This is a genomic window from Beijerinckiaceae bacterium, from assembly GCA_004564215.1.
Taxonomy (GTDB): domain Bacteria; phylum Pseudomonadota; class Alphaproteobacteria; order Rhizobiales; family Beijerinckiaceae; genus Methylocapsa.
The window spans coordinates 1,260,460-1,283,318 of record CP024846.1 but is presented as its reverse complement, the minus strand read 5'-3'; the positions used below and the strand labels follow the sequence as shown (position 1 = coordinate 1,283,318).

At 57.5% G+C, this 22,859-nt stretch carries 18 protein-coding genes and 1 pseudogene; 13 read left to right on the top strand and 6 right to left on the bottom strand.

The annotated features are described in order from the left end of the window. Positions 1-600 precede the first annotated feature (600 nt). A complete protein-coding gene (locus CU048_05965) occupies positions 601-3,630 on the bottom strand; it encodes a DNA polymerase I (protein ID QBR70899.1) in 3,030 nt (1,009 codons plus the stop codon). Between the two features lie 388 nt (positions 3,631-4,018). Here CU048_05965 and CU048_05960 point away from each other — a divergent pair. The 4 genes and pseudogenes from CU048_05960 (at position 4,019) to CU048_05945 (ending at position 9,428) form a co-directional block, all read left to right on the top strand. After that, positions 4,019-5,461 (top strand): annotated as a pseudogene (locus CU048_05960) (histidine kinase). Positions 5,462-5,674: 213 nt separating this feature from the next. After that, complete coding sequence (locus CU048_05955) at positions 5,675-6,592, top strand: esterase (GenBank protein QBR70898.1); 918 nt, start codon at positions 5,675-5,677, stop codon at positions 6,590-6,592. Between the two features lie 344 nt (positions 6,593-6,936). Further along, complete coding sequence (locus CU048_05950; protein QBR72700.1) at positions 6,937-7,716, top strand: pyridoxamine 5'-phosphate oxidase; 780 nt, start codon at positions 6,937-6,939, stop codon at positions 7,714-7,716. 83 nt (positions 7,717-7,799) lie between these two features. Beyond that, complete coding sequence (locus tag CU048_05945) at positions 7,800-9,428, top strand: phosphoenolpyruvate carboxykinase (ATP) (protein ID QBR70897.1); 1,629 nt, start codon at positions 7,800-7,802, stop codon at positions 9,426-9,428. Between the two features lie 32 nt (positions 9,429-9,460). On the opposite strand, the gene CU048_05940 is transcribed toward CU048_05945, so the two are convergent. From CU048_05940 to CU048_05925, 4 genes are all read right to left on the bottom strand, one after another. Then, positions 9,461-9,682: a hypothetical protein gene (locus CU048_05940; GenBank protein QBR70896.1), complete on the bottom strand. Its 222-nt coding sequence runs from the start codon at positions 9,680-9,682 to the stop codon at positions 9,461-9,463. 410 nt (positions 9,683-10,092) lie between these two features. Next, positions 10,093-11,361 carry a porin gene (locus tag CU048_05935; GenBank protein ID QBR72699.1) on the bottom strand — a complete coding sequence of 423 codons (1,269 nt, stop codon included), beginning with the start codon at positions 11,359-11,361 and terminating at the stop codon, positions 10,093-10,095. A gap of 245 nt (positions 11,362-11,606) precedes the next feature. Then, positions 11,607-13,193: a phosphoglycerate dehydrogenase gene (locus tag CU048_05930; protein QBR70895.1), complete on the bottom strand. Its 1,587-nt coding sequence runs from the start codon at positions 13,191-13,193 to the stop codon at positions 11,607-11,609. A gap of 214 nt (positions 13,194-13,407) precedes the next feature. Beyond that, positions 13,408-14,580: a phosphoserine transaminase gene (locus tag CU048_05925; protein QBR70894.1), complete on the bottom strand. Its 1,173-nt coding sequence runs from the start codon at positions 14,578-14,580 to the stop codon at positions 13,408-13,410. Between the two features lie 276 nt (positions 14,581-14,856). Between CU048_05925 and CU048_05920 the strand changes: the two genes are divergently transcribed. Both CU048_05920 and CU048_05915 read left to right on the top strand, forming a co-directional pair. Further along, on the top strand, positions 14,857-15,540 hold the full coding sequence (locus tag CU048_05920; GenBank protein ID QBR72698.1) for a glutamine amidotransferase: 684 nt from the start codon (positions 14,857-14,859) through the stop codon (positions 15,538-15,540). Between the two features lie 6 nt (positions 15,541-15,546). After that, positions 15,547-16,407: a pyridoxal kinase gene (locus CU048_05915; GenBank protein QBR70893.1), complete on the top strand. Its 861-nt coding sequence runs from the start codon at positions 15,547-15,549 to the stop codon at positions 16,405-16,407. Between the two features lie 18 nt (positions 16,408-16,425). Here the strand turns inward: CU048_05915 and CU048_05910 are convergent, their stop codons facing one another. Continuing rightward, positions 16,426-17,625, bottom strand: coding sequence for a carbamoyl phosphate synthase small subunit (locus CU048_05910; protein QBR70892.1), 1,200 nt, complete (start codon positions 17,623-17,625; stop codon positions 16,426-16,428). Positions 17,626-18,265: 640 nt separating this feature from the next. Between CU048_05910 and CU048_05905 the strand changes: the two genes are divergently transcribed. The 7 genes from CU048_05905 (at position 18,266) to CU048_05875 (ending at position 22,809) form a co-directional block, all read left to right on the top strand. Next, a complete protein-coding gene (locus CU048_05905) occupies positions 18,266-18,868 on the top strand; it encodes a hypothetical protein (protein ID QBR70891.1) in 603 nt (200 codons plus the stop codon). A 218-nt stretch (positions 18,869-19,086) separates the two neighbouring features. After that, on the top strand, positions 19,087-19,788 hold the full coding sequence (locus CU048_05900) for a hypothetical protein (protein QBR70890.1): 702 nt from the start codon (positions 19,087-19,089) through the stop codon (positions 19,786-19,788). Positions 19,789-19,907: 119 nt separating this feature from the next. Continuing rightward, the gene (locus CU048_05895) at positions 19,908-20,621 is read left to right on the top strand and encodes a hypothetical protein (protein QBR70889.1); all 714 of its coding nucleotides are present in this window, start codon (positions 19,908-19,910) and stop codon (positions 20,619-20,621) included. A 660-nt stretch (positions 20,622-21,281) separates the two neighbouring features. Beyond that, entirely contained in the window at positions 21,282-21,548 is a 267-nt protein-coding gene (locus tag CU048_05890) for a hypothetical protein (GenBank protein ID QBR70888.1), read from the top strand. A gap of 97 nt (positions 21,549-21,645) precedes the next feature. After that, positions 21,646-21,963, top strand: coding sequence for a hypothetical protein (locus tag CU048_05885; GenBank protein ID QBR70887.1), 318 nt, complete (start codon positions 21,646-21,648; stop codon positions 21,961-21,963). Positions 21,964-21,982: 19 nt separating this feature from the next. Continuing rightward, on the top strand, positions 21,983-22,201 hold the full coding sequence (locus CU048_05880; protein ID QBR70886.1) for a hypothetical protein: 219 nt from the start codon (positions 21,983-21,985) through the stop codon (positions 22,199-22,201). 158 nt (positions 22,202-22,359) lie between these two features. Then, the gene (locus CU048_05875; protein ID QBR70885.1) at positions 22,360-22,809 is read left to right on the top strand and encodes a glutamyl-tRNA amidotransferase; all 450 of its coding nucleotides are present in this window, start codon (positions 22,360-22,362) and stop codon (positions 22,807-22,809) included. Positions 22,810-22,859: the final 50 nt, after the last annotated feature.

Below are 22,859 nucleotides of genomic sequence, written 5' to 3'. Positions count from 1 at the left end.
AAACCATCGCCGCCATCCGAACAGATGGAGTCGATGCTGCCACGCCTGACCATTGAAAAACAGCTATCTATTCCGTCTTGCCGCTACGGTGTCCGAGCTGGACGGCTCGCGCCGCAATCGAAGCCCTATGGCTTCTCTTCCGACTTAGTAGTCACCGCTTCCGACCAAAGGATGGATGCCGCCGCCGCTGCGGCTGTGACGATGAGAGTGCGGGCGATTGCGCCTCACTACATGCACTATTGGGTTCCCTTTCAACACCGAAAGCGAATTGGAGCTGACCGTTGGCAGAGCGGACTCCGCGGGCATACCGACCGCGCAAATGAAGATCGCAGCAAGAACGTAACGCATTTGGTCACTCCCTTCGTGCCGATAGGCCCTTGGCCCTGGACCCACCGGATTCTTAGCACAGTTTGCCCCCGCTCGGGAGGAAGAGCTCTGGTCTTCGTGCCCTGTGAGCGCCTTCGCGATCCAGCCCGCGAAGTCCGCTAGTGGCGCATAGCAGCGGTAGATCGAACTTCCCGCTTTGGGTCAAAGTGGCCGCCGGAATCCAGCCGCGACTGCCTGCATCCCGACAAACACATCATTTGACGAACGCCCCCCTCAATGCGCCTCGTCCCAATTCTGTGCCGCCTTCGCATCGACCTGTAACGGCACCGCGAGCTGCAAAAAAGGATGCGGCGCATCGACCATCACTTTGCGCACCACGTCGATGGTGGCTGCGACCTCGCTGTCAGGCACTTCGAAAACCAGTTCGTCATGGACCTGCAAAAGCATTTGCGCTGAAAGCTTGGCTTGCGCTAAGGCCTCGTCCATCCGGACCATGGCGCGGCGGATAATGTCGGCGGCGGACCCTTGAATCGGCGCGTTGATCGCGGCGCGCTCGTTGAAAGCGCGTTCCGAGGGATTTGAGGCGGTGATCCGCAGATAATGGCATTTGCGGCCAAAGATCGTGGTGACATAGCCGGTTTCGCGCGCGACCTTTTTCGTTTGATCCATATAGCTGCGAATGCCTGGGAAGCGTTCGAAATAGCGCTTGATATAGGCGCTCGCTTCCTCGCGCGGGATGCTCAATTGATTGGCAAGACCGAAGGCCGAAATGCCGTAGATGATTCCGAAATTGATTGCCTTGGCGCGCCGCCGCACCTCCGGCGGCATGCCCGCGATCGGCACGCCGAACATTTCCGAGGCGGTCATCGCATGAATATCCAGGCCCTCCGCGAAGGCCGCTCTCAATTGCGGAATATCGGCGATATGGGCAAGCAGCCGCAATTCGATCTGCGAATAATCTGCCGAAATAAGTTTGTGGCCATCCTGCGCGATGAACGCCTTGCGGATTTTTCGCCCGGCCTCATTGCGCACCGGAATATTCTGCAGGTTTGGGTCCGACGAGGAAAGCCGGCCCGTCGTCGTCGCGGCAAGCGCGTAGGATGTATGCACGCGCCCCGTCGCCGGATTGACGAAGGAGGGCAGGGCATCGGTATAGGTCGATTTGAGTTTGGAAAGCTGCCGCCAGTCCAAGATCCGTGCGGCGAGTTCATTGCCTTCGGCGGCGAGATCGTCGAGCACGCCGGCGGCGGTCGACCAGGCGCCGGTCGCGGTTTTCTTGGCGCCGGGAAGCCCCATCTTGCCAAACAGAATGTCGCCAAGCTGCTTCGGGGAACCGAGATTGAACGTTTCGCCCGCGAGTTCGTGGATCGCTGTTTCGAGCCGCGCCATGTCCTGCGCGAATTCGCCGGAGAGCCGCGCGAGAATGGCGCGATCGATCGTGATCCCGCGCTGTTCCATCCGCGCCAGGGCCTCGATCATCGGGCGTTCCAGCGTTTCATAGACATGGGTCATGCGTTCTGCCGGCAGGCGCGGTTTCAAGACTCGCCATAGACGCAAGGTAACGTCGGCGTCTTCGGCCGAATATTCGGTCGCTTTGTCGATGGCCACGCGCGCGAACCCGATAAAGGTGCGGCCCGTGCCCGCAACCTCGCCGAATTGGATCGGCTTATGCCCAAGATGTTTTTCGCTGAGCACGTCCATTCCATGATCGGTGCGGCCCGCGTCAAGCACATAGGACAAGAGCAAAGTATCTTCGACCGGCTGCACTTCGATGCCGCGCTGTTTGAAGATGAGCCAGTCGAACTTCATGTTCTGCGCGATCTTGAGGACACCGCGGTCCTCGAGCAAAGGTTTGAGGCGGGCAAGCACCTCGTCGGCCGGCAATTGCCCAGGCAGCAGTTCGCCGCCGCCGAACAGATCGCCGCCGCCTTCGCCGCGATGGTGCAGAGGCACATAGAAGGCACGCCCCGGCGTGCTGCACAAGGAGATGCCGATAAGGTCGGCCTGCGTCGGCTGCAGCGAAGAGGTCTCGGTATCGATTGCAATCACGCCGACTTCGAAGGCGGCAAGAATACATTCGTCGAGTTTTTCAAAACTCGAGATCGTCTCATAGCTTTTAGTATCGAAGCCCCGGGCGAGGCCTTCGGCGGCGCGGGTGGCGGCCAGATGGCCGGGTCCGGTGGCAATGATCGGCGCCGGGATTTGCTCGCCGTAGCGGGCGTTGCGTCGGGGCGCCGCGGCAGGGGCGCCTTCCGGCGACGCTGGCGCTACCTCGGCCATTATTTCCCCATTGCGCCCCCGCCAGCCGGCTGGTCCGGCGAGATCGGGATCGGGCTCGATCAGCGCCGCATCGGTGGCATAGGCTTCAGCTGCGCGTTTGGTGATTGTTGTGAATTCCATGGCCTTTAGAAAGGCGATCAGCTTTTTTCCCTCCGGCGACTGGAGGCCGAGCGAATCGAGCGGAACTTCAAGCGGCACGTCCCGCACCAACGAGACCAGCTGCTTCGAAAGGCGGATGAGCGCGACGCTTTCGGGATTGGTCAATGTTTCGCGGCGTTTAGGCTGTTTGATTTCGCCGGCGCGGGCGAGCAGAGTTTCGAGATCTCCATATTCGGAGATGAGCTGCGCCGCCGTCTTCAGGCCGATTCCACTCGCGCCCGGCACATTATCGGTTGAATCGCCGGCCAATGCCTGCACATCGACGACTTTTTCCGGGGGAACGCCGAAATAGGCGCAAACCTCATCGACGCCGATCTTGCGTTCTTCTCGCGCCCCTTTGGCGCCCGCTTCGCCCGAGGCAGGGTCATACATGGCCACGCCGGGGCATATGAGCTGCATCAAATCCTTGTCGGCGGAAATGATGAGAACATCGGCACCCAGCTGGCGCGCCTGACAGGCATAGGTTGCAATCAGATCGTCGGCCTCGTAACGGTCCTGCTCGATGGGCTTCAGTCCGAAGGCGCGCACGGCGGCCCGCATGAGCGGGAACTGCGGAATCAAATCTTCCGGCGGTTCCGAGCGGTTGGCTTTGTAGGGGGGATAGAGTTCCTTGCGGAACGAGTTCTCGGATTTATCGAAAATGATGGCCAAGTGGGTCGGCTTGATCCCGCTCGCGCCATCCCGCACGAATTGGAAGAGCTTGGTGCAAAAGAGCCGCACGGCCCCGGTTGGCAAGCGGTCCGAGCGGTAATTATATTTCGCGTCCTGTCGGATGGACTGGAAATAGGCACGAAATACAAACGATGATGCATCGACCAGGAAAACATGGTCGCCGGGGCGGATAGGGCGCTCGATCGAAGGCATGGTCACGTTTCTTCAGCGAATTGAGGCGCGCACGGCACGCAAACGAACGCTTTGCCTGCAGGGGCGTTCAACGGCCAAGGCACGGCAATAGGGCGCGCCGTCTACGCAACGATTGGTAGCTCGTCTTTGTTCGTTGATCCAGCACCGCTTCGGTGCGGGTCAGGTTTGGTACCTCATGGAGCGAGGCTGCAAATGTCAACCCTTTACGATAATTGATATGATTAGCGTGCTTTTCTATAGTGTGTCCTCCCTTGCCACAACCGCCTGTTCGCGACAGATCATCCTAGTCGCCGACCCCAAAGTATTGCGAAGGCCGCAGCGAGGATGAGATCGACCGGGTTCATCAGCCGTTTGCCTAAGCTGAAAGGGGCAGGAGGAGAGAAAGTTGGATTTCGAGGCCATTTTCAATAGCGTTCCGACGCCATTCCTTGTGATGGACCGGGATTTTACGATCGTCGCCTTGAATCAAGCTTTTCTTGACGCGACCCTGCAGCCGCGCGAGGCTCTGATCGGTTTCAATTATTTCAAGGCCTTTCCCGCCACCGGCGAAAGCCAACGGATCTTGCAGGACTCGTTGACCCGCGTACGGGACACCGGGGTCGTCGACGTGCTTCCGTCGGTATCCTATGCAGTATCGATCAATGGCCGAGCCGAAGAGCGTCTATGGACCTGCACCCATGTACCGATCCGCGACAAGGATGGTAAGGTCGAATATCTGCTCAAGAATGCTCAGGATATTTCAGAACTTCAGCTATCGAAGAATCTGACGGGTCTGCCGCCGGCGCCACAGCCTCGCGAGGGACTCGTGCAAATGGCTGGGTCCGTGCAGGTGCTCAACCAGACGCTTTTGGCGACTGTCCATCATCTGCGGCGCTTGGTCATGCAAGCCCCGAGTTTTATGTGCGTCTTGCGCGGGCCCGATCTTGTGTTCGAATTGGTCAACATTGCGTTTCTGATGCTGGCCGGAGGTCGCGATCTCATTGGCAAGCCATTACGGGAAGGATTGCCGGAGTCCGAAGGGCAGGACTATCCCCGCATTCTGCACAAAATATTCGAGACCGGGGAAGTTCATGTTGGCCGCAAGACGCGCATTTTCTTGCAGGATGCGCCGGACTGCGAGCTTGAGGAGCATTACATCGATTTCGTCGGGCAGCCGATCCTAGGCACCCACGGCGAGGTTACCGGAATCTTTATCGAGGGGAATGACGTTACGGATCATGTGCGCACCGAGCAGCGGCAAGCTCTGCTGATCCGCGAATTACACCATCGCGTGCGCAATACGTTGGCGACCGTGCAAGGCGTGATGAACACAACGGCGAAAAGCTCGGCGACCATTGAGGCGTTCCAGGAAGCCTTCGCCGGGCGCATTGCTTCGCTGGCCAAAACCCATGCAGTCATGACCGAGCAGCCTCAGCAATCGATTTCCTTCCAGCAATTGCTGACCCAGGAGCTTGGCCCCTATTCCGACGATCTTGGCCTTCGGATTCATCTCTCGGGGCCGGCTGTCGAACTGCCCTCGCAAATTGCGGTGCCGTTGGGCATGGCGGTTCATGAACTGACGACCAATGCCGTCCGGCACGGGGCCTTGGCGAAGGAAGAAGGCCGCATTGAGGTTGGCTGGGCCTTGATCGACAAGGATGGAGAACCCGCACTTCTCTGCGAATGGGTCGAATTCTGTGGCCCGCCGGTAACACCTCCGTCGCGCGACGGTTTCGGGTCGATGCTTCTGAAGCGCGTGCTTTCGCAGCAGATTCGGGCGGATGTCAAAGTCGAATTCGCCCCGGAGGGATTTCGCTTGCGCATGGCGGTACCGCTTCAAACTGATCGTTGATGCCAATCAATTAGGCGGCGCCAAGTTTTTCCCGAATAGGTCTTGCTTCTCGATTGGGCACGTGGTTTGCGTGGGACTACGCATGCCGTCGCCTCACCCGCGCCTTCATCCAATGCAAATTTGAGCCATCGACGTGACGTTGTGACCTGGGTCTGCCCGGCTAACGCGAGGTCGCGGGCGTCACTTCGAAAGAGTCGGGAGTAAATCCACCCAATGCATCAAAGCGGGCAATTCGGCTCCAATCCGGGCAATCTGGGGATGCTTTCCTGTGTTCCACCCAAATCCAAGAAGTCGGCGTTGGTCGTGGCCTTGCATGGCTGTCAGCAGACAGCACGGGAATATGACCAGGGCACCGGTTGGTCCGCGCTGGCTCAGCAACATGGGTTCGCAGTTCTTTTTCCAGAACAGAAATGTAAGAACAATTCGCAAAATTGCTTCAACTGGTTCGAAGAAAAGCATATTCGGCCCGACGATGGGGAACTCGCATCGATCCGCGCCATGGTCGAAACAATGCTGCTTGATCATAAGTTGGACCGCAAGCGCGTCTTTGTGACGGGCCTTTCCGCGGGCGGGGCCATGGCCTGCGCGCTTCTGGCGGCTTTCCCCGATCTGTTTGTCGCCGGCGCGATCATCGCAGGCCTTCCTTATGGAGCGGCCTCGGGCACTTTCGAAGCGATGAAGGCCATGGCCTATGTGCAAGGCCGTACGTCCGAGGAATGGGGTAATCTCGTGCGGCAAGTGTCGCCGGGGCAAAAGCGCTGGCCAAAAATTTCAGTCTGGCACGGCAGCCACGACGACGTCGTCACACCGGCCAATGCGTCGGCGCTGGTCAGGCAATGGATCGACATCCATCAAGTCGACGAGACCGATGCGAGGGAAGATGAAGTCGACGGCCAGACACGCATATCCTGGCGCGATAGTTCGGGGACTGTCGTTGTCGAGCATTATAGCATTGACGGGATGGCTCACGGCGTTCCCGTCGACGGAAAAATTCATGGTTTGCCGCTGAGCCCTGCATCCTTCGCGCGCGATGCCGGAATTTCATCAACTTTTCACATTGCTAGATCCTGGGGACTTCTGCGACAGGAACCCGCAAAACTCCGTGTTGCAAAGCGCGCCCTGGGGTCCTGAGTCGAATTTGCGCGGGGCGCATTTGCACCGCGCGGCAAACTTGGCCGCGTCCCGTGCACTGTCGACCATTGCTGCGATGCTCGCGGAACCCTTCCAGTACCAACACGTTCAGGGCGCACCAACAACATAGGAGCTTTTCCATGGGGCGCAGTGTTCTGCTTTGGCTTCTCGGCGTGCCGATTCCCATCATAATTCTGCTTGCGTTGTTCTGGCGGTAAGTGGTTATCCTCCCACTCTGCTTATGCGCTGGCGATGCAGAAATTTAAATTGAGAGGCCGGCCAAAAAGTCGGCCTCTCTCTAAGCGAGGCAGGCGAATGTGGCGCCAGAGAAAATGCAGTCGGTGATGGGCGAAGAGTCGCCGCCTGCCGCAGGGCCGGACACCTATGATGCCTTGGCGCAAGCCAAGGAATTGCTCCGCACGATTCGCGCTGGGGCGCTTGCGACATTGGTGCCGCGCCAAACTTTCCCCTTTGCCAGTCTTGTCAACGTCGCGACCGCGCCGGACGGCAGCCCGATTTTGCTTTTGTCGCGGCTTGCCGCCCATACCCGGCATCTGGAGGCCGATCCCCATCTTTCGATCCTCCTTGTGCAAACCGGCGTGGGCGATCCGCTCGCCCATCCGCGCATTACGATCATCGGTACAGGTCAAGTTATTTCCGATCCGGAACGTCGCGCGGCGCTGAAGACGCGTTTTCTCGCGCGGCATCCGAAATCCGCGCTCTACGCCGATTTTGCGGATTTTTCTTTCTGGCTAGTGGCGATGGACCAGGTGCATCTGAACGGCGGGTTTGGCCGGGCGGCGCATTTTAACGCCACCGCCATTGGCACCTCGATCGAGGGTGCTGGAGCCTTGATCGAGGCCGAAACACAAGCGCTCGCCCAGATCAATGCAAAAGGTCCAAATGTGTTGAACCTGTTTGCGACTGTTCTTGCGGGCAAGGGCGAGGGCGCATGGCAGGCGACAGGTCTTGATCCCGAAGGTGTGGATTTGGGTTTCGACGATCAGACCGCTCGCATCGTGTTTCCAAGTCCAGTTCATAACCTCCAGGAACTGCGCGACACTTTGGCGGTCCTTGTCGAATCTTCACGGCGAGCTGCAACGAAACCGGCGCCGGAGAGTTGATAAGATTGCGTTTGCGGCAGCGGTAAGCGCTTGTAGCATCGGCTTGTCGCAGGTGAGTCCCCGCAGCGCAGAGGCAGAAGAGAATGCACGAGATCGGTTCCTTCAATTCGGCATCGGACGCAGCCAGTTTTGGCCTCAAGAATGCGAGAAGCATTTCCTACAATTTGGATGCGCCCCGCCTTTATGAGGAAGCGATCAAGCGGAAGGAAGCGGTGGTCGCGACAGGCGGCGCCTTGGCTGCGGAAACAGGAGCCCACACCGGACGTTCCCCCAAAGACAAGTTCATTGTCCGCGATGCGCTAACCCAAACTTCGATCTGGTGGGACAACAGCAATGCGATGGCGCCGGAGCATTTCGCTGCGCTCCATGCGGATATGCTCGCACATGCAAGCGGAATAGATCTGTTCGCCCAGGATCTCTACGGGGGAGCCGAGCCGGCGCATCGGCTGAAAGTTCGCGTGTTCACCGAATATGCGTGGCATTCCTTGTTCATCCGCAACCTGCTGATCCGGCCGCCGCGGCAGGAATTGGCAAGCTTTCTCGCCGATTTGACGATTCTCGATTTGCCGTCGTTCAGGGCGGATCCGGCCCGCCATGGCTGCCGGTCGCAAACAGTCATTGCAGTGGATTTCAGCCGGAAAATCGTGCTCATCGGGGGCACGAGCTATGCCGGTGAAATCAAAAAAGCGGTGTTCGGCTATCTTAATTTTCTGCTGCCCGCCAAGCGCGTGATGCCGATGCATTGCTCCGCCAATGTTGGCGCGAATGGCGATACGGCGCTTTTCTTCGGCCTTTCAGGAACCGGCAAGACGACCCTTTCGGCCGATCCGTCCCGCACCTTGGTTGGCGATGACGAGCACGGCTGGGGCGGAGAGGGCATTTTCAATTTTGAAGGGGGTTGCTATGCCAAGGCAATCAAACTTTCGCGCGAGGCGGAGCCGGAAATTCACGCCGCATCGGAGCGCTTCGGCACGATTCTGGAAAATATCGTGCTCGATCCTTTGACGCGTGTGCCGGATTTTGAGGATTCCTCGAAGACCGAGAACACGCGCATCGCCTATCCGCTCGATTTCATCGCCAATGCGTCGACAACCGGCCGCGCCGGTCACCCGAAGAACATCGTGATGCTGACTTGCGATGCCTTCGGAGTTTTGCCGCCCATCGCCAAGCTGGACGGCGCCCAAGCGATGTATCATTTTCTATCGGGCTATACGGCCAAGGTTGCCGGCACGGAGCAAGGCATCAGCGAACCGCAGGCGACATTTTCCACCTGCTTCGGCGCGCCCTTCATGCCGCGCCATCCGTCCGAATACGGCAACCTCCTGCGTGACCTGATCGCGACCCATCGCGCTGAATGCTGGCTCGTCAATACCGGCTGGACCGGTGGTAAATTTGGTGTGGGCCGCCGCATGCCGATCCACGTTACGCGTAAACTGTTGACGGCTGCGCTCGACGGCTCCTTATTTGTCGGAACGAGTTTTCGGACCGATCCGCATTTCGGCCTTTTGGTGCCTTGCGCGGTGCCAGGGCTTCAATCCGATTTGCTCGATCCGGCCAAGACCTGGGATGATCCCGAGGAATTCGCGGAGACGGCCCGAAAGTTGGTCGAGATGTTCCGCACAAACTTCGCGAAATTCGAGCCTTACGTCGATAGTGCGGTCAAGGCAGCGCAACCGCGCGCGCCCGAGCTGCCGAGGCGCGCGGTCCGTTGAGGAATTGGCATCGAAGTGGCGCCTTGACTTCGTTACCGACACAGCGCCTCTGCGTGACCTGCAAATATTTTCGGCCGAATGTGTATTCGGATCCAGAGACCCAGCATCATTGCGCTTTTGTCGATGCACCCTTCGGCGATCGGGCGCTTCGACTTGATTGCGCCGAGCATGAAATCGCGCCGCCGCAAGAACAGGCCCGCAATTGGGACATCTTCCGAGGGCGCGGGCTCGTAAGAGGTCAGGCCATAACGCAACCAGCGGACCCTGATCCTCGGGCGCGGTGCAAAAACGAGACATATCGGCTTTCGCCCGGCAGCGGGCGGAACTCGTCCCCGCGCGGGGACGGGAACAGGCGACGCGCGCCTGTAGAGCCGTTCGCTTCACATGTCGTCCCGCCTGATCTTATCCCAAAAGTCGGGCAACTTTTGGGGATCGGGCTCTATCGTCCCGCCTGATCTTATCCCAAAAGTCGGGCAACTTTTGGGGATCGGGCTTTGTTTTGCCGCCTGATCTTGTCCCAAAAGTCAAACGCCTTTTGGGGATCGGGCTCTAGATCACGATGATTTTGGATTGACTCGATCCAAAATCATGAACGTGATCTTGTTCCAAAAGCTTAGAGCGGGATGCGGGCGGAAAACCGGTTTCCACTTTTCCTCATCCCGCTCTAGAACTTCGCGATGATGTCGCCGCCGAAGGTGAATTGCGAGCTTTTGGTGCCGACCCCGAACGCCGGGAAGCCCAGGCCGTTGAACGGCGTCGTGCCGTTCAGCGAAGCGTCGTAGCGAACTTCCGGGCGCACCGTCAGCGATTTCAAAAACGGCAGGCCCTCGGGCAACGCCGGCGAGATGTTGAGCCCGGCGGTCAGCTCCAGATAGGTCGTCGGCGCCGGCCCGAACACCGCGGTCGACGGGAACCCATATTCGACATTCACGAAGTCGAAATTGCCCGGGAAGGCGGCGACGAAGAAATTATTGTTGTCGCGCCAGACCTCGCCGCGGCCGACCAGTTTCAGCCAGTCGTTGACCGTGTAGATCGCATATTGCGCGATGCCATAGCCGCTCGCCTTGAACCCGTCGTCGCGGATGTAGTTGAGGTCGGTGATGAAGGTCAAGGAGTCGGTGGCCTTCCAGATCGCGGTGATGTCGCTCAGATAGCGAAGCGCCCGGTTCGGATTGCAGGCGCAGGCGAGGGCGGTCCCGAAGGTGTCGGGGTTTTCCGCGCCGATGTGGGTGGTCGCCAAAATCGTCAGATTGCCGTCGAGCAGATTGAGCCCGATGCCGCCATGAAACGCCGCGGCGCCATTGTTGTCGCCCTGGCGATTGCCGAAGGTGGTGTTCACGCCGGTGTCGACGCCGAGATAAATATCGACCATCGGATCGACATGCGAGATCGTCATGATGCCGGTGTGGACCAGCGGAATGCCGAAGTTGAAGATGTAGGAATGCGAGTAGAGATAATTGGTGGTCGGGTCGATCGTCTCGGCGCCTTCGAGGGTCACATATTGGCCGAATTTGACGTCGATGCCGCCGGCAAACAGCCAGGGCAGATGGACGATGCCGAACGCCTCGACCGGGGTGAACTGGCTGCGGTCGTTGATGATGTAATCGAACTCGCCGAGATAATGGGTGTAGCGCGCGTCCGAGCCGTACATCAGCTGCAGCTTGAAGCCGAAATCATAATCGGTCGCCTTCGGATCGAGCGGCCGCTGGGCGGTGAGCAGCATCTGGTTGAGGAGCGGCGTATTGGCCTTGTCGGTGAACAAATGGCCGAAATTCAAGCCATCGCCCGGATAGTCGGGATTGAGGGTCAGGCCGCCCTCGACCACGCCGGTGACGGTGATCGTATCCCACCAATTGGCGGGGGCGGGCGGCGGGGTCGCGGCGACATCGGCGGCTTGCGCGATCCCGGCAAGGCCCAGGGAGAGGCCGAACATCAGCCCGGTGCAGAGCGCCGGGACCAGCAGGGTTTTTCGCGAACGGGACATGAGCGGGTTCTCCAAGCGGCAAATCATTGGCTAGGAGGGTGCGCCGCAAAATTCTAAATGCAATATTTCTCGGAGGTCCAAACACGCTTCTTCCAGACCGCGATGCGATTCTGCAACAGTTTGCGTAATTGCACAGCAGGAAATGGGGCGAATAGTGTGGCGGCGCATTCCTCGTCAGTTCGCCGCCAGCAGCCTCAAAATGCCAGCGCCTTGACCTCTTTGACGCCAGGGAGCATTTCGGTTTCGGCGAGTACCTTGTCCGGCACCGGGCTATCCACCTCGACAAGCGCAATTGCCGAGCCGCCCTCACGGTCGCGGCCGAGCGCGAAGGTCGCAATATTCACTCCGGCATTGCCGAGAATATTGGCGAAACGGCCGATGAAACCGGGCTTGTCCTCATTGGTGACGTAGATCATCAACGGGGCCATCACGGCGTCGACGCCGATGCCGTTGATCGAGATGACGCGGGGCTTTCCATCGTGGAAGACCGTGCCCGAAACCGAGCGGCTGTGGCATTCGGTTTCAACCGAAAGCGTAATCAGCGATTCGAAATCGGTTTCGGCCGCGCGGGTCACTTCGTCGATCGCTATGCCACGCTCCTTGGCCACGCCCGGCGCGGAAACCACATTGACGTCGGCAAGCAGCGGCCGCAAAAGCCCGGCGATCGCGGATGCGGTCAGTGCCTTTGTTTTCAGTTCGGACACGCCGCCCTCATAGGTGATCACGACTCTCTTGATTCCGCTGTCGACAAGCTGTCCGGCGAACGAGCCGAGACAATCGGTGAGGGCAATATAGGGTTTGAGCTTGGGGGCTTCCTCGGCGGTGATCGAAGGGAAATTGACGGCATTGGAGATCGCGCCACGGATCAGATATTCCGACATTTGTTCGGCGATCTGCAGCGCCACATTCTCCTGCGCCTCGCTGGTCGACGCCCCGAGATGCGGGGTGCAGACCACATTGGGATGGCCGAACAAGGGATTGTCGGTTGCCGGTTCGTTGACGAAGACGTCGAAAGCGGCGCCCGCTACATGGCCGCTGTCGAGAAGCGAACGCAGCGCCTTTTCATCGACCAATCCGCCCCGCGCGCAATTGATGATTCGAACGCCCCTGCGGGTCTTGGCAAGGTTTTCCGCCGACAGGATATTCTTTGTCTGCGGCGTCATCGGCGTGTGCAGGGTAATGAAATCGGCGCGGGCAAGAAGGGTTTCGAGATCGACTTTCTCGACCCCGAGATCGAGCGCGCGTTCCGGCGAGAGATAGGGGTCGAACGCAATGACATGCATGTGGAGACCGAGGGCGCGCTCCGCAACGACCGACCCGACGTTGCCGCAGCCAATGATGCCGAGCAGCTTGCCGGTAATCTCAACGCCCATAAAGCGGTTCTTTTCCCACTTGCCGGCCTGCGTCGAGACATCCGCCTGGGGTATCTGCCGGGCGAGCGCGAACAACATAGCGATCGCATGTTCGGCGGTGGTGATGGAGTTGCCGAACGGCGTATTCATGACGATTACGCCCTTGGCCGTTGCGGCGGCGATATCGATGTTATCCACACCGATGCCGGCGCGGCCGATGACTTTCAATTTACTGGCCAGGGCGAGAAGTTTGGCGGTGACCTTGGTGGCCGAGCGAACCGCAAGGCCATCGAAATCGCCAATGACGCTCGCCAGCAGCTCCTTTTCCTTGCCGAGATGGGGCCGAAAATCGACCTCGACCCCGCGCTCCTTGAAGATCGCGACCGCCGCAGGCGAAAGGGAATCGGAAATCAATACGCGCGGAGCCACAGGGCATCTCCTCAAGCAAGAGCTTTAGAATCGGCACGTTGTTTCGCGATCAAATCACGCAAAGAAACACTTGGGTCCGTGATCCGTCTTCGGTTCAGGCACCAAACTTCACGCAAGAAAGCGAGCCTCAAGAGCGCGGTGAGGCCGCGTTCAACGACACACGCCAAGTCTCGCGGCGCTCTTGTCCCGACCGGTCAATCCGGGTCTTCCGGCGTCAGGCCGCCAGAGCGAGTTCGCCCTTGGTTTTTGCAAAGGCAAAATCCATCCAATGCGTCAGCGCTTCGATATCGCTCTTTTCCACGGTCGCCCCGCACCAGACGCGAAGACCTGGAGGCGCATCGCGGTAGGAGCCAATGTCAAAAGCGACCTTCTCCTTTTCGAGAAAGCTGACGATCGATTTGGCAAACGATGCCTGGCCATCATACGAAAGAGCGGTGACGGCCGGATCGACGACCTTCAAGCAGACGCTGGTATTCGATCTGATCTTGGGGTCGGGGGCGAGGAAATCCACCCAGGGAGTCTTCATGACCCAGTCGCTGAGGACCTTGGAATTGGCGTCGGCGCGCCCGATCAGCGCGTTGAGGCCGCCAATCGATTTGGCCCAGTTGAGGGCGCAGATATAATCCTCGAGGCACAAAAGCGACGGCGTGTTGATCGTTTCGCCCTCGAACAGCGCATCGATCAGTTTGCCGCCTTCGGTCAGGCGGAAAACCTTCGGAATCGGCCAGGACGGGGTAAAGGTCAAAAGCCGTTCCACCGCGCGCGGGGAAAGGATCAAAATACCATGAGCGGCCTCGCCGCCCAGCGCCTTCTGCCAGGAGAAAGTGGTGACATCGAGCTTTGGCCAATCGAGATTCTGACCGAAGGCGGCGGAGGTAGCGTCGCAAATCGTCAGGCCCTTGCGGTCGCGGGCGATCCAATCGGCATCGGGAACCCGCACGCCGGACGTCGTTCCGTTCCAGGCAAACACGACGTCATTATCGAAGTTCACCTTTGCGAGGTTGGCAATCCGGCCGTAGTCGGCGACTTCGGCACGGACATTCGGGAGTTTCAATTGTTCGACGATGTCGATGACCCAGCCTTCGCTGAAGGATTCCCAGGCGAGAACATCGACGCCACGCTGGCCAAGCAATGACCATAGGGCCATCTCAACCGCGCCGGTGTCGGAGGCCGGGACGATGGCGATACGGTAATCGTGGGGAACCCGCAAAATCTCGCGTGTCAGATTGATGGCGAGCTTCAATTTGGCTTTGGACGACTTCGCCCGATGCGAGCGCCCAACCGGGGCATCCTTGAGGTCTTGAAGTTGCCAGCCGGGGTGCTTGACGCAGGGGCCGCAGGAAAAGTTCGCGCGCGCGGGCCGCACAGCAGGAGCCGTGATTGACATGTTAACCATCCTTTCAGATGGGCGCCTTTCGTTGGGGAAAGGTGTCCCGCCTGGATGCCTACGCCGCAAGGGCGCAGCGGTCAAGCAGGGTGGCGGGCTCTTGCACTGGCAACTGTAAAAAATCCGATCGTGTTGCATAGGGGTTGGCCGGCGGGTGGCGATGCCCGAAACTGCCACTCTCGTCTCAATCCATGCTATTTGAGATATTCGATTTATCTGTAAAGCTTTCGCTGTGGCTCCGGATTGGGGAAGGTCGTGTCAAAGAAAGCCGCAACCATCCTCCGCCATGTTCATTTCGAGGATCTTGGCGTGTTCGAACGGCCTCTCTCGGACGCTGGCTATGGGATCCGTTACCATGATGTCGGGCAGGCGGGCTTCGCGGCCATCGACCCCTTGGAACCCGATCTTCTCATAGTGCTCGGTGCGCCGGTCGGCGTTTATGAGGACGACAAATATCCGTTTCTGGGCGATGAAGCCCGCCTCCTCAAGGCGCGCCTCGGCCACAACCGGCCGACGTTCGGCGTCTGCCTTGGCGCCCAGCTCATCGCGGCCGCGCTCGGCGCCAAGGTCTATCCGTCCGGGGTCAAAGAGATCGGCTGGGGGCCGGTCGAATTAAGCGAGGCGGGCTTGGCATCCCCGCTCCGGCATCTGGCGCAGACCCCGCTGTTGCATTGGCACGGCGACACCTTCGATTTGCCGGCCGAAGCGGTGCATCTGGCCTCGACTTCGCTTTGCCGCAACCAGGCGTTTTCCGTCTCTCCCAACGTCCTGGCTGTGCAGTTCCACCCCGAGGTCGATCCGCTCGCCGGCATCGAGCCCTGGCTGGTCGGCCACGCGGTCGAAATTGCCGACGCCGGACTCGATCCACGCCAATTGAGAGAGGGCGCGAAAACAGCGGCCGCGCTGCCGGCAAGGGCCCGAAAAATGTTTGAGGAATGGCTGGGCGCAATTCAGCCCTGAGCACCGATGACGGTCATTTCAATTCAATCGCAAGTGGTTCACGGCCACGTCGGAAATAGCGCCGCGGTTTTCCCGCTGCAAGCGCAGGGAATCGAAGTCGCCGCCGTGCCGACGACGCTTCTGAGCAATCATCCGCTCTATCCCTCCTTGCGCGGCCAGGTCCTCGGCGCCGACCTCGTCCGCGACCTTCTGGTCGGCGCGGAAGAGCGGGGTCTCGTCGACTCCTGCAAGATCTTGATCTCCGGCTATTTGGGGTCCGAAGAGATCGGCGTGGTCGTGATGGATTTCGTGCAGCGCGCAAAATCGCGAAATCCAAGCCTCCTCTATTTGTGCGATCCCGTCATGGGGGACCATGACCTCGGCTTCTTCGTGGATGCCGGGCTGCGCGTTCTGCTTTGCGAGGGTCTCATCCCTTGGGCCGACATCATCACGCCGAACCACTTCGAATTGGCGCACCTCGCCGGCGCCGCACTCGACACGCGCGAGGCGGTCATTGCGGCCGCCCGCAGGCTCGGGCCGTCCACGGTTGTCGTGACCGGCGTGCAAGGCGAGGGCGTGCCGGTGGGACTGATTCAAACACTTGCCGTCGAACCGCGCACCGCCTGGGCGGTCTCGACGCCGAAGCTTGCGTGCCGTCCGGCTGGAACCGGCGATCTCTTCACCGCGCTTTTTGCCGCCGGGCTTGTGAAGGGCTTGTCAACCGGCGCCGCACTTAGCCAGGCGGTCTCCGGCATCTATAGCGTGCTTGAGGAAACCGAGCGTCGGGGTGCCTATGAGATGGCGCTGATTGCGTCGGCCGAGCGGATGCTCCACCCCGAGCCTCTCTTTGAGCCTGTCCAAATCCCGTTCAATGCTGGGATTCGTTAGGAGCGGAAGAGGCGCGTTTTAAGCGTGCGCCTTCGCCTTTGCCATCATGTCGGTGAAGCGGGTGAACAGATAATGGCTGTCGCGCGGGCCGGGCGAAGCTTCCGGATGGTGCTGCACCGAGAACGCCGGGCGATCCATCAACTCCAACCCGCAATTCGACCCATCGAAGAGCGACCGATGGGTTTCCCGCGCATTGGCGGGCAGGCTCGTCGGATCGACGGCAAACCCATGATTCATGGAAACGATCTCAACCTTGCCGGTGGTGAAATCCTGCACGGGGTGATTGGCGCCATGATGGCCCTGATGCATTTTCAATGTTTTCGCGCCGATCGCGAGCGCCAGCATCTGGTGGCCAAGGCAAATGCCGAAGGTCGGGACCTTGCTGTCGATGAGAGTCCTGATAATCGGAACCGCATATTTCCCGGTTTCGGCCGGATCGCCAGGACCGTTTGAAAGAAAAATCCCGTCCGGCCGCATCGCGAGGATCGACTCGGCCGTGGTCTGCGCCGGCACAACGGTGACCGCGCAACCGGCGTCCGTCAGGAGCCGAAGAATGTTGCGCTTGATCCCATAGTCGATGGCAACGACCCGATAGGTCGCGGGCGCGGAGGAACGATAGCCTTGTCCCGCGATCCAAGCGCCTTGCGTCCATTCGTAACGCTGCGCGGCGGTGACGTCGGGCACGAGATCCATGCCTTCGAGACCGGGCCATTCCCGAGCCATCTTCTGCAACGCCTCCATATCGAAAACGCCATCGGCAGCATGGGCGATCACTGCGTTGGGCATGCCGTTGTCGCGAATGAAACCGGTCAGCGCGCGGGTATCGAGACCGCACATGCCAATGATGCCGCGATTTTTGAGCCAGCTGTTGAAATCGCCCTTGGCGCGATAATTCGAGGGGCCGGTGATGGGCGCATGGACGATGACGCCGCGCACGCCACTGTTCGCGGCGAGATTGCTCGTCTCGATATCCTCGTCATTGGCGCCGACATTGCCGATGTGCGGAAAGGTGAAGGTGATGATCTGGCCGGTATAGGAAGGATCGGTGAGAATTTCCTGATAGCCCGTCATCGCCGTGTTGAAGCAGACTTCGCCCACGGCCGCCCCGGTTGCGCCGAGTCCCACTCCCTCGAGGACCATGCCATTAGCCAAAACGAGGAGAGCGGTTGGACGTATCTCGCGCCAGAAGGTCGAAGTTTGCTCTTGCTCGGGTCTCATGCTCACTCTTCCGTCTCAAACAGGGCATTAAAAATAGCTATCCCATCGGTTCTCACCTAGGCAAAGCGAGAGCTATTCGGCGGGGCAGTGCCGATAGCCGGCCGATGCTGTTTTGGCAGATGCCCGCATAAGGACGCAAGGCTTTGAATCGGGCAACAGCGACTGCCGACGCACGCTAACCCAAATCAATCGGCGCCGTGCGCATCTTCTGCCGGCTGGCGGAGTGACAGCGACGCCCGCCCATCGCTTCGGCCAAGCATAGCGGAATGAGGCCCTCTTCCGGGGTGGAGAGGGAACAAGCGCGCGAAGCGGAATTTTGAGGGGTTGCACGGCGGCCACCGATCGTGGAGACTTAGATAACATTACGATTTCAAAAATAGTTATTCCGCTTTTAACAAAAATACGTTGCGACTTAACAGATTTATCGGACCATGACGGATAAGCGCAGCAGCGGGCATTCTCCGCCGGGTCCGATCAGCTCGTTGACGGGGATGAGCTGAACGATCCAGACCATGCGGGCCTGCGCGCGGCGCTGGACCGGCTCGATCAGGTCGACGTCTCGGCGCTGGCCGCCCGCCGGAGTCTCCGCGATATCGCGGCCGGTCCCCTGGGTGAGTTGATTTCCACCGCCTTTCGCGTGATGCCGCGCCAGCCGAGATCGATGGAGACCGTGGAGCGGCTGCTGGCTGCTGGCGAAGCCATCGTCAAGCGGAAGAGACGGCTCGACAGATTAACGATGGAAACGGTCGCAGACGAGGCGGGCATCACCCCGCAGGCGGCCTATCGCTATTTTGGTGACGTCCAGGCCCTGATCCTGCTGGGCATGCTCCGCCTGCAGGCAATCGAGCATGAGCGGCTGCTCGATTTCCTGACGGCGCAGGCATTCGATACCGAGACCGATCTTGCGAACGCGGCTGTCGCCTTCGTTATTCAGGCCTTCCAGGGGATGGCCAGGATTCCCGCGACGATGAGAAATCGGATAGCTCAGGATTACTTCGATATTTGCTACGACGTGTTGTGGAAGATCTCCGAGGCGATCCACAGCGCGATGGCCCGGCGCGGCGACCCGTGCGCCGGGATTGGCGTCATGCAACTCACCGCCAGCCTCACCTCCGTGGTTGCAGTCGCGAAATCATTGCTGCTGCACGACGCGACTCTCCTCAATCAGCCTGGCGCCCAGCTCATGTTGGTCGACATTTTTCTCGGCGCGCTGCGGCGCGGGCCGGACCCACCCGCCCATTGAGCGGGAGCCGCGCGTCGAGGGCTCCACGCCAAGAGGTTTCATCCCCTCCTTGAGGCAGCGGTGGGGCCGACACCCCGCAAAACTGACTTTTTCAACATTTCTCCAATGGCATGAATAGAATTATCAGGCAATATTTCATAGTCGAATTAATTATGTGCTTAAGAGTAATATTAAGTACTTAGACTTAGCTCAGCAGATTTAAATCAAGGAGGGTAGTTATGGCCAGTTACAATGTAAATGTTAGTATTGACCAGAACACAAGAGATTATCTTATGGGCCATTCCTATAGCATGTATGTGTTTAAAGGCATTCAAGCTGGGGGCGGAGCCGTCAGTACCGTATGGCAAACAGTAACTGGCCAGCAGCTGTATGGACAAGATAGTAATGACATAAATTGGACCGAGAATTTCTACATTGGCGAAACGCAGGTCCAAATGACAAATGGTGCCACGATAACTGGTACGGCTCCGTATAAGGGAGCCGACGGAAATCCTGCTGCTGTCGCACTCGGGAAACTTTACACATATGACAATGCAGGCTGGCAACCACAGCCGAAGGCAGGTCCTCAGTCTCAATCATTTGCGATAACCAATCTTCCAAGACAAACGAATAACTTCTATGTGTCACAAAATCAATCAGGGCAGTATATTGCCGTTCAAAACCTTGTTGGAAGCGGGGGGCTTGGGACATTCGAACCTCTCGAAAGCATCGCAATACTCTTAGCAACGCAAAGCTATAATACAGGTACACTTATCATTCAGACTTATACGCCAGGTATCATTGCGATGTTAAGCGGCCAAAGTCCAAATGTGCAGGTCGCATATAATGTGGATACAGGGTGGAGTGGACCTGCAAATCAGACCCAAAACATCGGGGCCGTTGACAGTATATATGATGCCCTCATAAACGCCTCTGCTTAATAGCAGATGGTGTGAGAAGGAATTTTAGACACATTTTATCAGAAGAGCGGATGTTCAACTTTCTTCGATTTCGAACGCAAGTTGGACATCTGCCTGGACATAATTTTGGGGACACAGTTATGTCAGATTTCAATATCACTTTGTATGTAGATCAGGATAGTATTGATTACCTAAATCAAAATAAATATTATTTATATGGCATTAAATTCCTGGCAACTCAGTTTCCTGCATCCCCTTTAATCTGGTTTACGGACGAAGTGTTACTTAAAAGTACGCGTCTTCAGTGGAATAAAACCTATCAGGCATTCATCTCAACTCAGTTAGATTATAGATCCGGTACTGTAATTATAGCCTACTCTTCTAAGGCAAAAGCTGATGTAATTCCAAGTGCCTCTTCAGAAGATATAAAATTAGGGCAGGAAATGATTGTTGGAGATAATGGTGCCTTGAGTATTCAAAATGGGCAGGTGGCTCAGATTGTAATCGTGAGTAAAACAACAAATACACGCTATTCTTTTGGTCTCAATCAATCGCTCGATTCTTCGCCGCCTACCCCCTTGTTTATTGCTCAGATTCTCTCGGGCGAAAGTAAGATAATGATGCCCATCACGGAAAAGGTTCTGCTCACGTTCTCCCAAATAGATCCTCCGCTACAAACCAGTACGGTAGTAGATAAGGCATTTGCGCCAGGTATCCTAATTTCCCTGTCTAGCGCAGAAACAAGTCGGGAGGTGACATACGATATAAATGGAGACGGGTGGGGCCCGATAAATCAAGAATGGATAACAGAAATAACTGCCGGTGACGACCTAACAGGGATTTATAACGGATAAACTGCGGTAGAGGCAAAGTCTAACGCCGTTAGTAGCCATAGCCGTGATCTATAGACACAATATTACATGCTAATCAAGCTGTATTACTCTCATAATATCAGCTTTATGGTTGAGTGCAATTATTTATAATTTGTACATATTTAGGCAGAGTGAAACTTACGTTCCCTAATGGCGGCATTAATCTTCAGGCATAGCAATCTTCGTCGATGGTCGAGTTGTTTTGTTGATGCCGCTTCGGATCGAAGCCGTAATTGAAGTTGAAACAACAATCTAATGTAAAGAGCCAATATCTACAGTTTATTTGATCAACCACGGCCAAATGCCGTGGGGAGTCAAGTAATATGGTGGGATAAACCTAGCTAAATGGAGCATTCGATATGACGATTATCAATAGCCAAACTACTCAATCTTGCGAAACTTCTAAGAGTGCAACTCAAATTGCACTAGTGAACCTGGGAACTAAAAGCGCAAGCGTAGAGATTACAACCGAAGATGGAATTATTAATATCCAGAAGCAGGTTCCAGCAAACCAAACGGTAAATTGTGCGGTGCATGGCAACGGCCCATACACGGTAACAAATAAGTCAAACGTAAACGTTAATGTAACTTGGACTTAAAGTGGAGGTTTATCGTTAATATTAGGCGTGAAGGAGAAAAAAAATGAAATACTATGTGTGGCTCGAATATTACGCCGCATCGCCGGTCAGCAAAAACGTGAAATCGGATGAATTGATGTACTACGACGGACACCAACATGGGGTCCAGCCATCGCAAACCCAAGTGAATACTTTGTCGCAATCGCTCATAGGCGAGGTAGACTCGGCCTACGACACCTATAATAAAGCGCACGTCAATAACCCAGCCTCGGCACCGGCGCCTAATGTCATAACGGCAGACAGGACTGTCAAGACAAGATCGGCACAGTAGAGAGCGACAGTATCCGGCTAAGATTAACCTATGCCAAGAGGAAACTGCACGGTTCGCACCCGAATTTCATAGTCCTTTTCACCTTTGAATTTTTTGGATGCCGATTGTCAGTAAGGAGTTGATCATGCGTATTTGTTTATTGCTCGCTTTGGTGTTTGCCTCCTCTGCCGGCTTTGTTTCAAGTGCTGCGCGCGCGCAGAGCCAGACCGCCACGGCACGGGTTCAGGCCCCCCAGGATAGCAAGTGTCCGGTCGAAGATCGAAGTAAGACCGCCACGGCCACCTTCGACGGTTGTACCGACAAAGCTTGCAACGCGGCGAGGCAATCTGCGATCGCTAAGTTGAGGGGTGAAGTGGAGAACACTTGCGCGAACTTCATCCGCGCAGATAGCCAGTGCGCGAAAAGCGGCTGCTGAACATTTTTACCGGCGGGTTGTGGCGCAAGCTTCGCAACGCAACCCGCCGGATGTCGACGGCATGGGTCGGCTAGAGCGCTTCCCGATCAGATGGAATCATCTGATCGAAAAGGAAACGCTCAAGTTCAACGAGTGGGAGCATGTTCTGATCGAAAAGTCGGTCAACTTTTTCGGAACCTGCTCTAGGCACGGACATCTCTGCGGCTCTGCTGACGAAGCTAATCCCCGCCTGCATTAAATTGCGCCGCTTTTGCAAAGCGCCTTAACGCCACGACAACGCGCTGATTTCAAAACTGATTTGTGGACGGCTGTTGACCATGGAAGCTATGGGCGATACTCGCAAGGTGATGAACCGGTCAGTTTCTGCCGGCAAATCCGTGAGACGAGGAGAGTCCTATGCGCGAAAGATTTTCGAGCGAGCTTAAGGCCGCGATGAAGGCAGGCGACAAGCGGCGCGTCGATACGATCCGCATGATCACGGCCGGGCTCAAGGATAAGGACATCGAGGCGCGCGGGCAGGGGAAGACTGTCTCGGACGAAGATATTTTGGCCTTGCTCCAGAAAATGGTGAAGAGCCGGAAGGAATCGCAGGAAATCTACGAAAAGGCGGGTCGAACCGACCTGGCGACGCAGGAGAGCGAGGAAATCGCAATCATCCAGAGTTTTTTACCGCAACAATTGAGCGATTCCGAAACCGAAGCGGCGATCATTGCCGCGATTGCCGAAACCGGCGCTGCTTCGATCAAGGACATGGGCAAGGTCGTTGGCGCTCTCAAGGGCAAATATGCGGGCCGCATGGATTTTGCCAAGGCGAGCGCCTTGGTCAAAGGCAAGCTCGGCGCGTAGAGCATGATCCCGAAAAGTTGCAGACTTTTCGGATAAGATTATGCGTCAAA

Excerpts from the sequence above, each read along its gene's own strand:
- CU048_05925 (QBR70894.1), bottom strand. The coding sequence starts at position 14,580 with ATGTCAATCACGGCTCCTGCTGTGCGGCCCGCGCGCGCGAACTTTTCC.
- CU048_05935 (QBR72699.1), bottom strand. The coding sequence starts at position 11,361 with ATGTTCGGCCTCTCCCTGGGCCTTGCCGGGATCGCGCAAGCCGCCGAT.
- CU048_05875 (QBR70885.1), top strand. The coding sequence starts at position 22,360 with ATGCGCGAAAGATTTTCGAGCGAGCTTAAGGCCGCGATGAAGGCAGGC.
- CU048_05945 (QBR70897.1), top strand. The coding sequence starts at position 7,800 with ATGCACGAGATCGGTTCCTTCAATTCGGCATCGGACGCAGCCAGTTTT.
- CU048_05910 (QBR70892.1), bottom strand. The coding sequence starts at position 17,625 with ATGAGACCCGAGCAAGAGCAAACTTCGACCTTCTGGCGCGAGATACGT.
- CU048_05900 (QBR70890.1), top strand. The coding sequence starts at position 19,087 with ATGGCCAGTTACAATGTAAATGTTAGTATTGACCAGAACACAAGAGAT.
- CU048_05955 (QBR70898.1), top strand. The coding sequence starts at position 5,675 with ATGCATCAAAGCGGGCAATTCGGCTCCAATCCGGGCAATCTGGGGATG.
- CU048_05895 (QBR70889.1), top strand. The coding sequence starts at position 19,908 with ATGTCAGATTTCAATATCACTTTGTATGTAGATCAGGATAGTATTGAT.
- CU048_05965 (QBR70899.1), bottom strand. The coding sequence starts at position 3,630 with ATGCCTTCGATCGAGCGCCCTATCCGCCCCGGCGACCATGTTTTCCTG.
- CU048_05890 (QBR70888.1), top strand. The coding sequence starts at position 21,282 with ATGAAATACTATGTGTGGCTCGAATATTACGCCGCATCGCCGGTCAGC.
- CU048_05915 (QBR70893.1), top strand. The coding sequence starts at position 15,547 with ATGACGGTCATTTCAATTCAATCGCAAGTGGTTCACGGCCACGTCGGA.
- CU048_05905 (QBR70891.1), top strand. The coding sequence starts at position 18,266 with ATGCCGCGCCAGCCGAGATCGATGGAGACCGTGGAGCGGCTGCTGGCT.
- CU048_05885 (QBR70887.1), top strand. The coding sequence starts at position 21,646 with ATGCCGATTGTCAGTAAGGAGTTGATCATGCGTATTTGTTTATTGCTC.
- CU048_05950 (QBR72700.1), top strand. The coding sequence starts at position 6,937 with ATGGGCGAAGAGTCGCCGCCTGCCGCAGGGCCGGACACCTATGATGCC.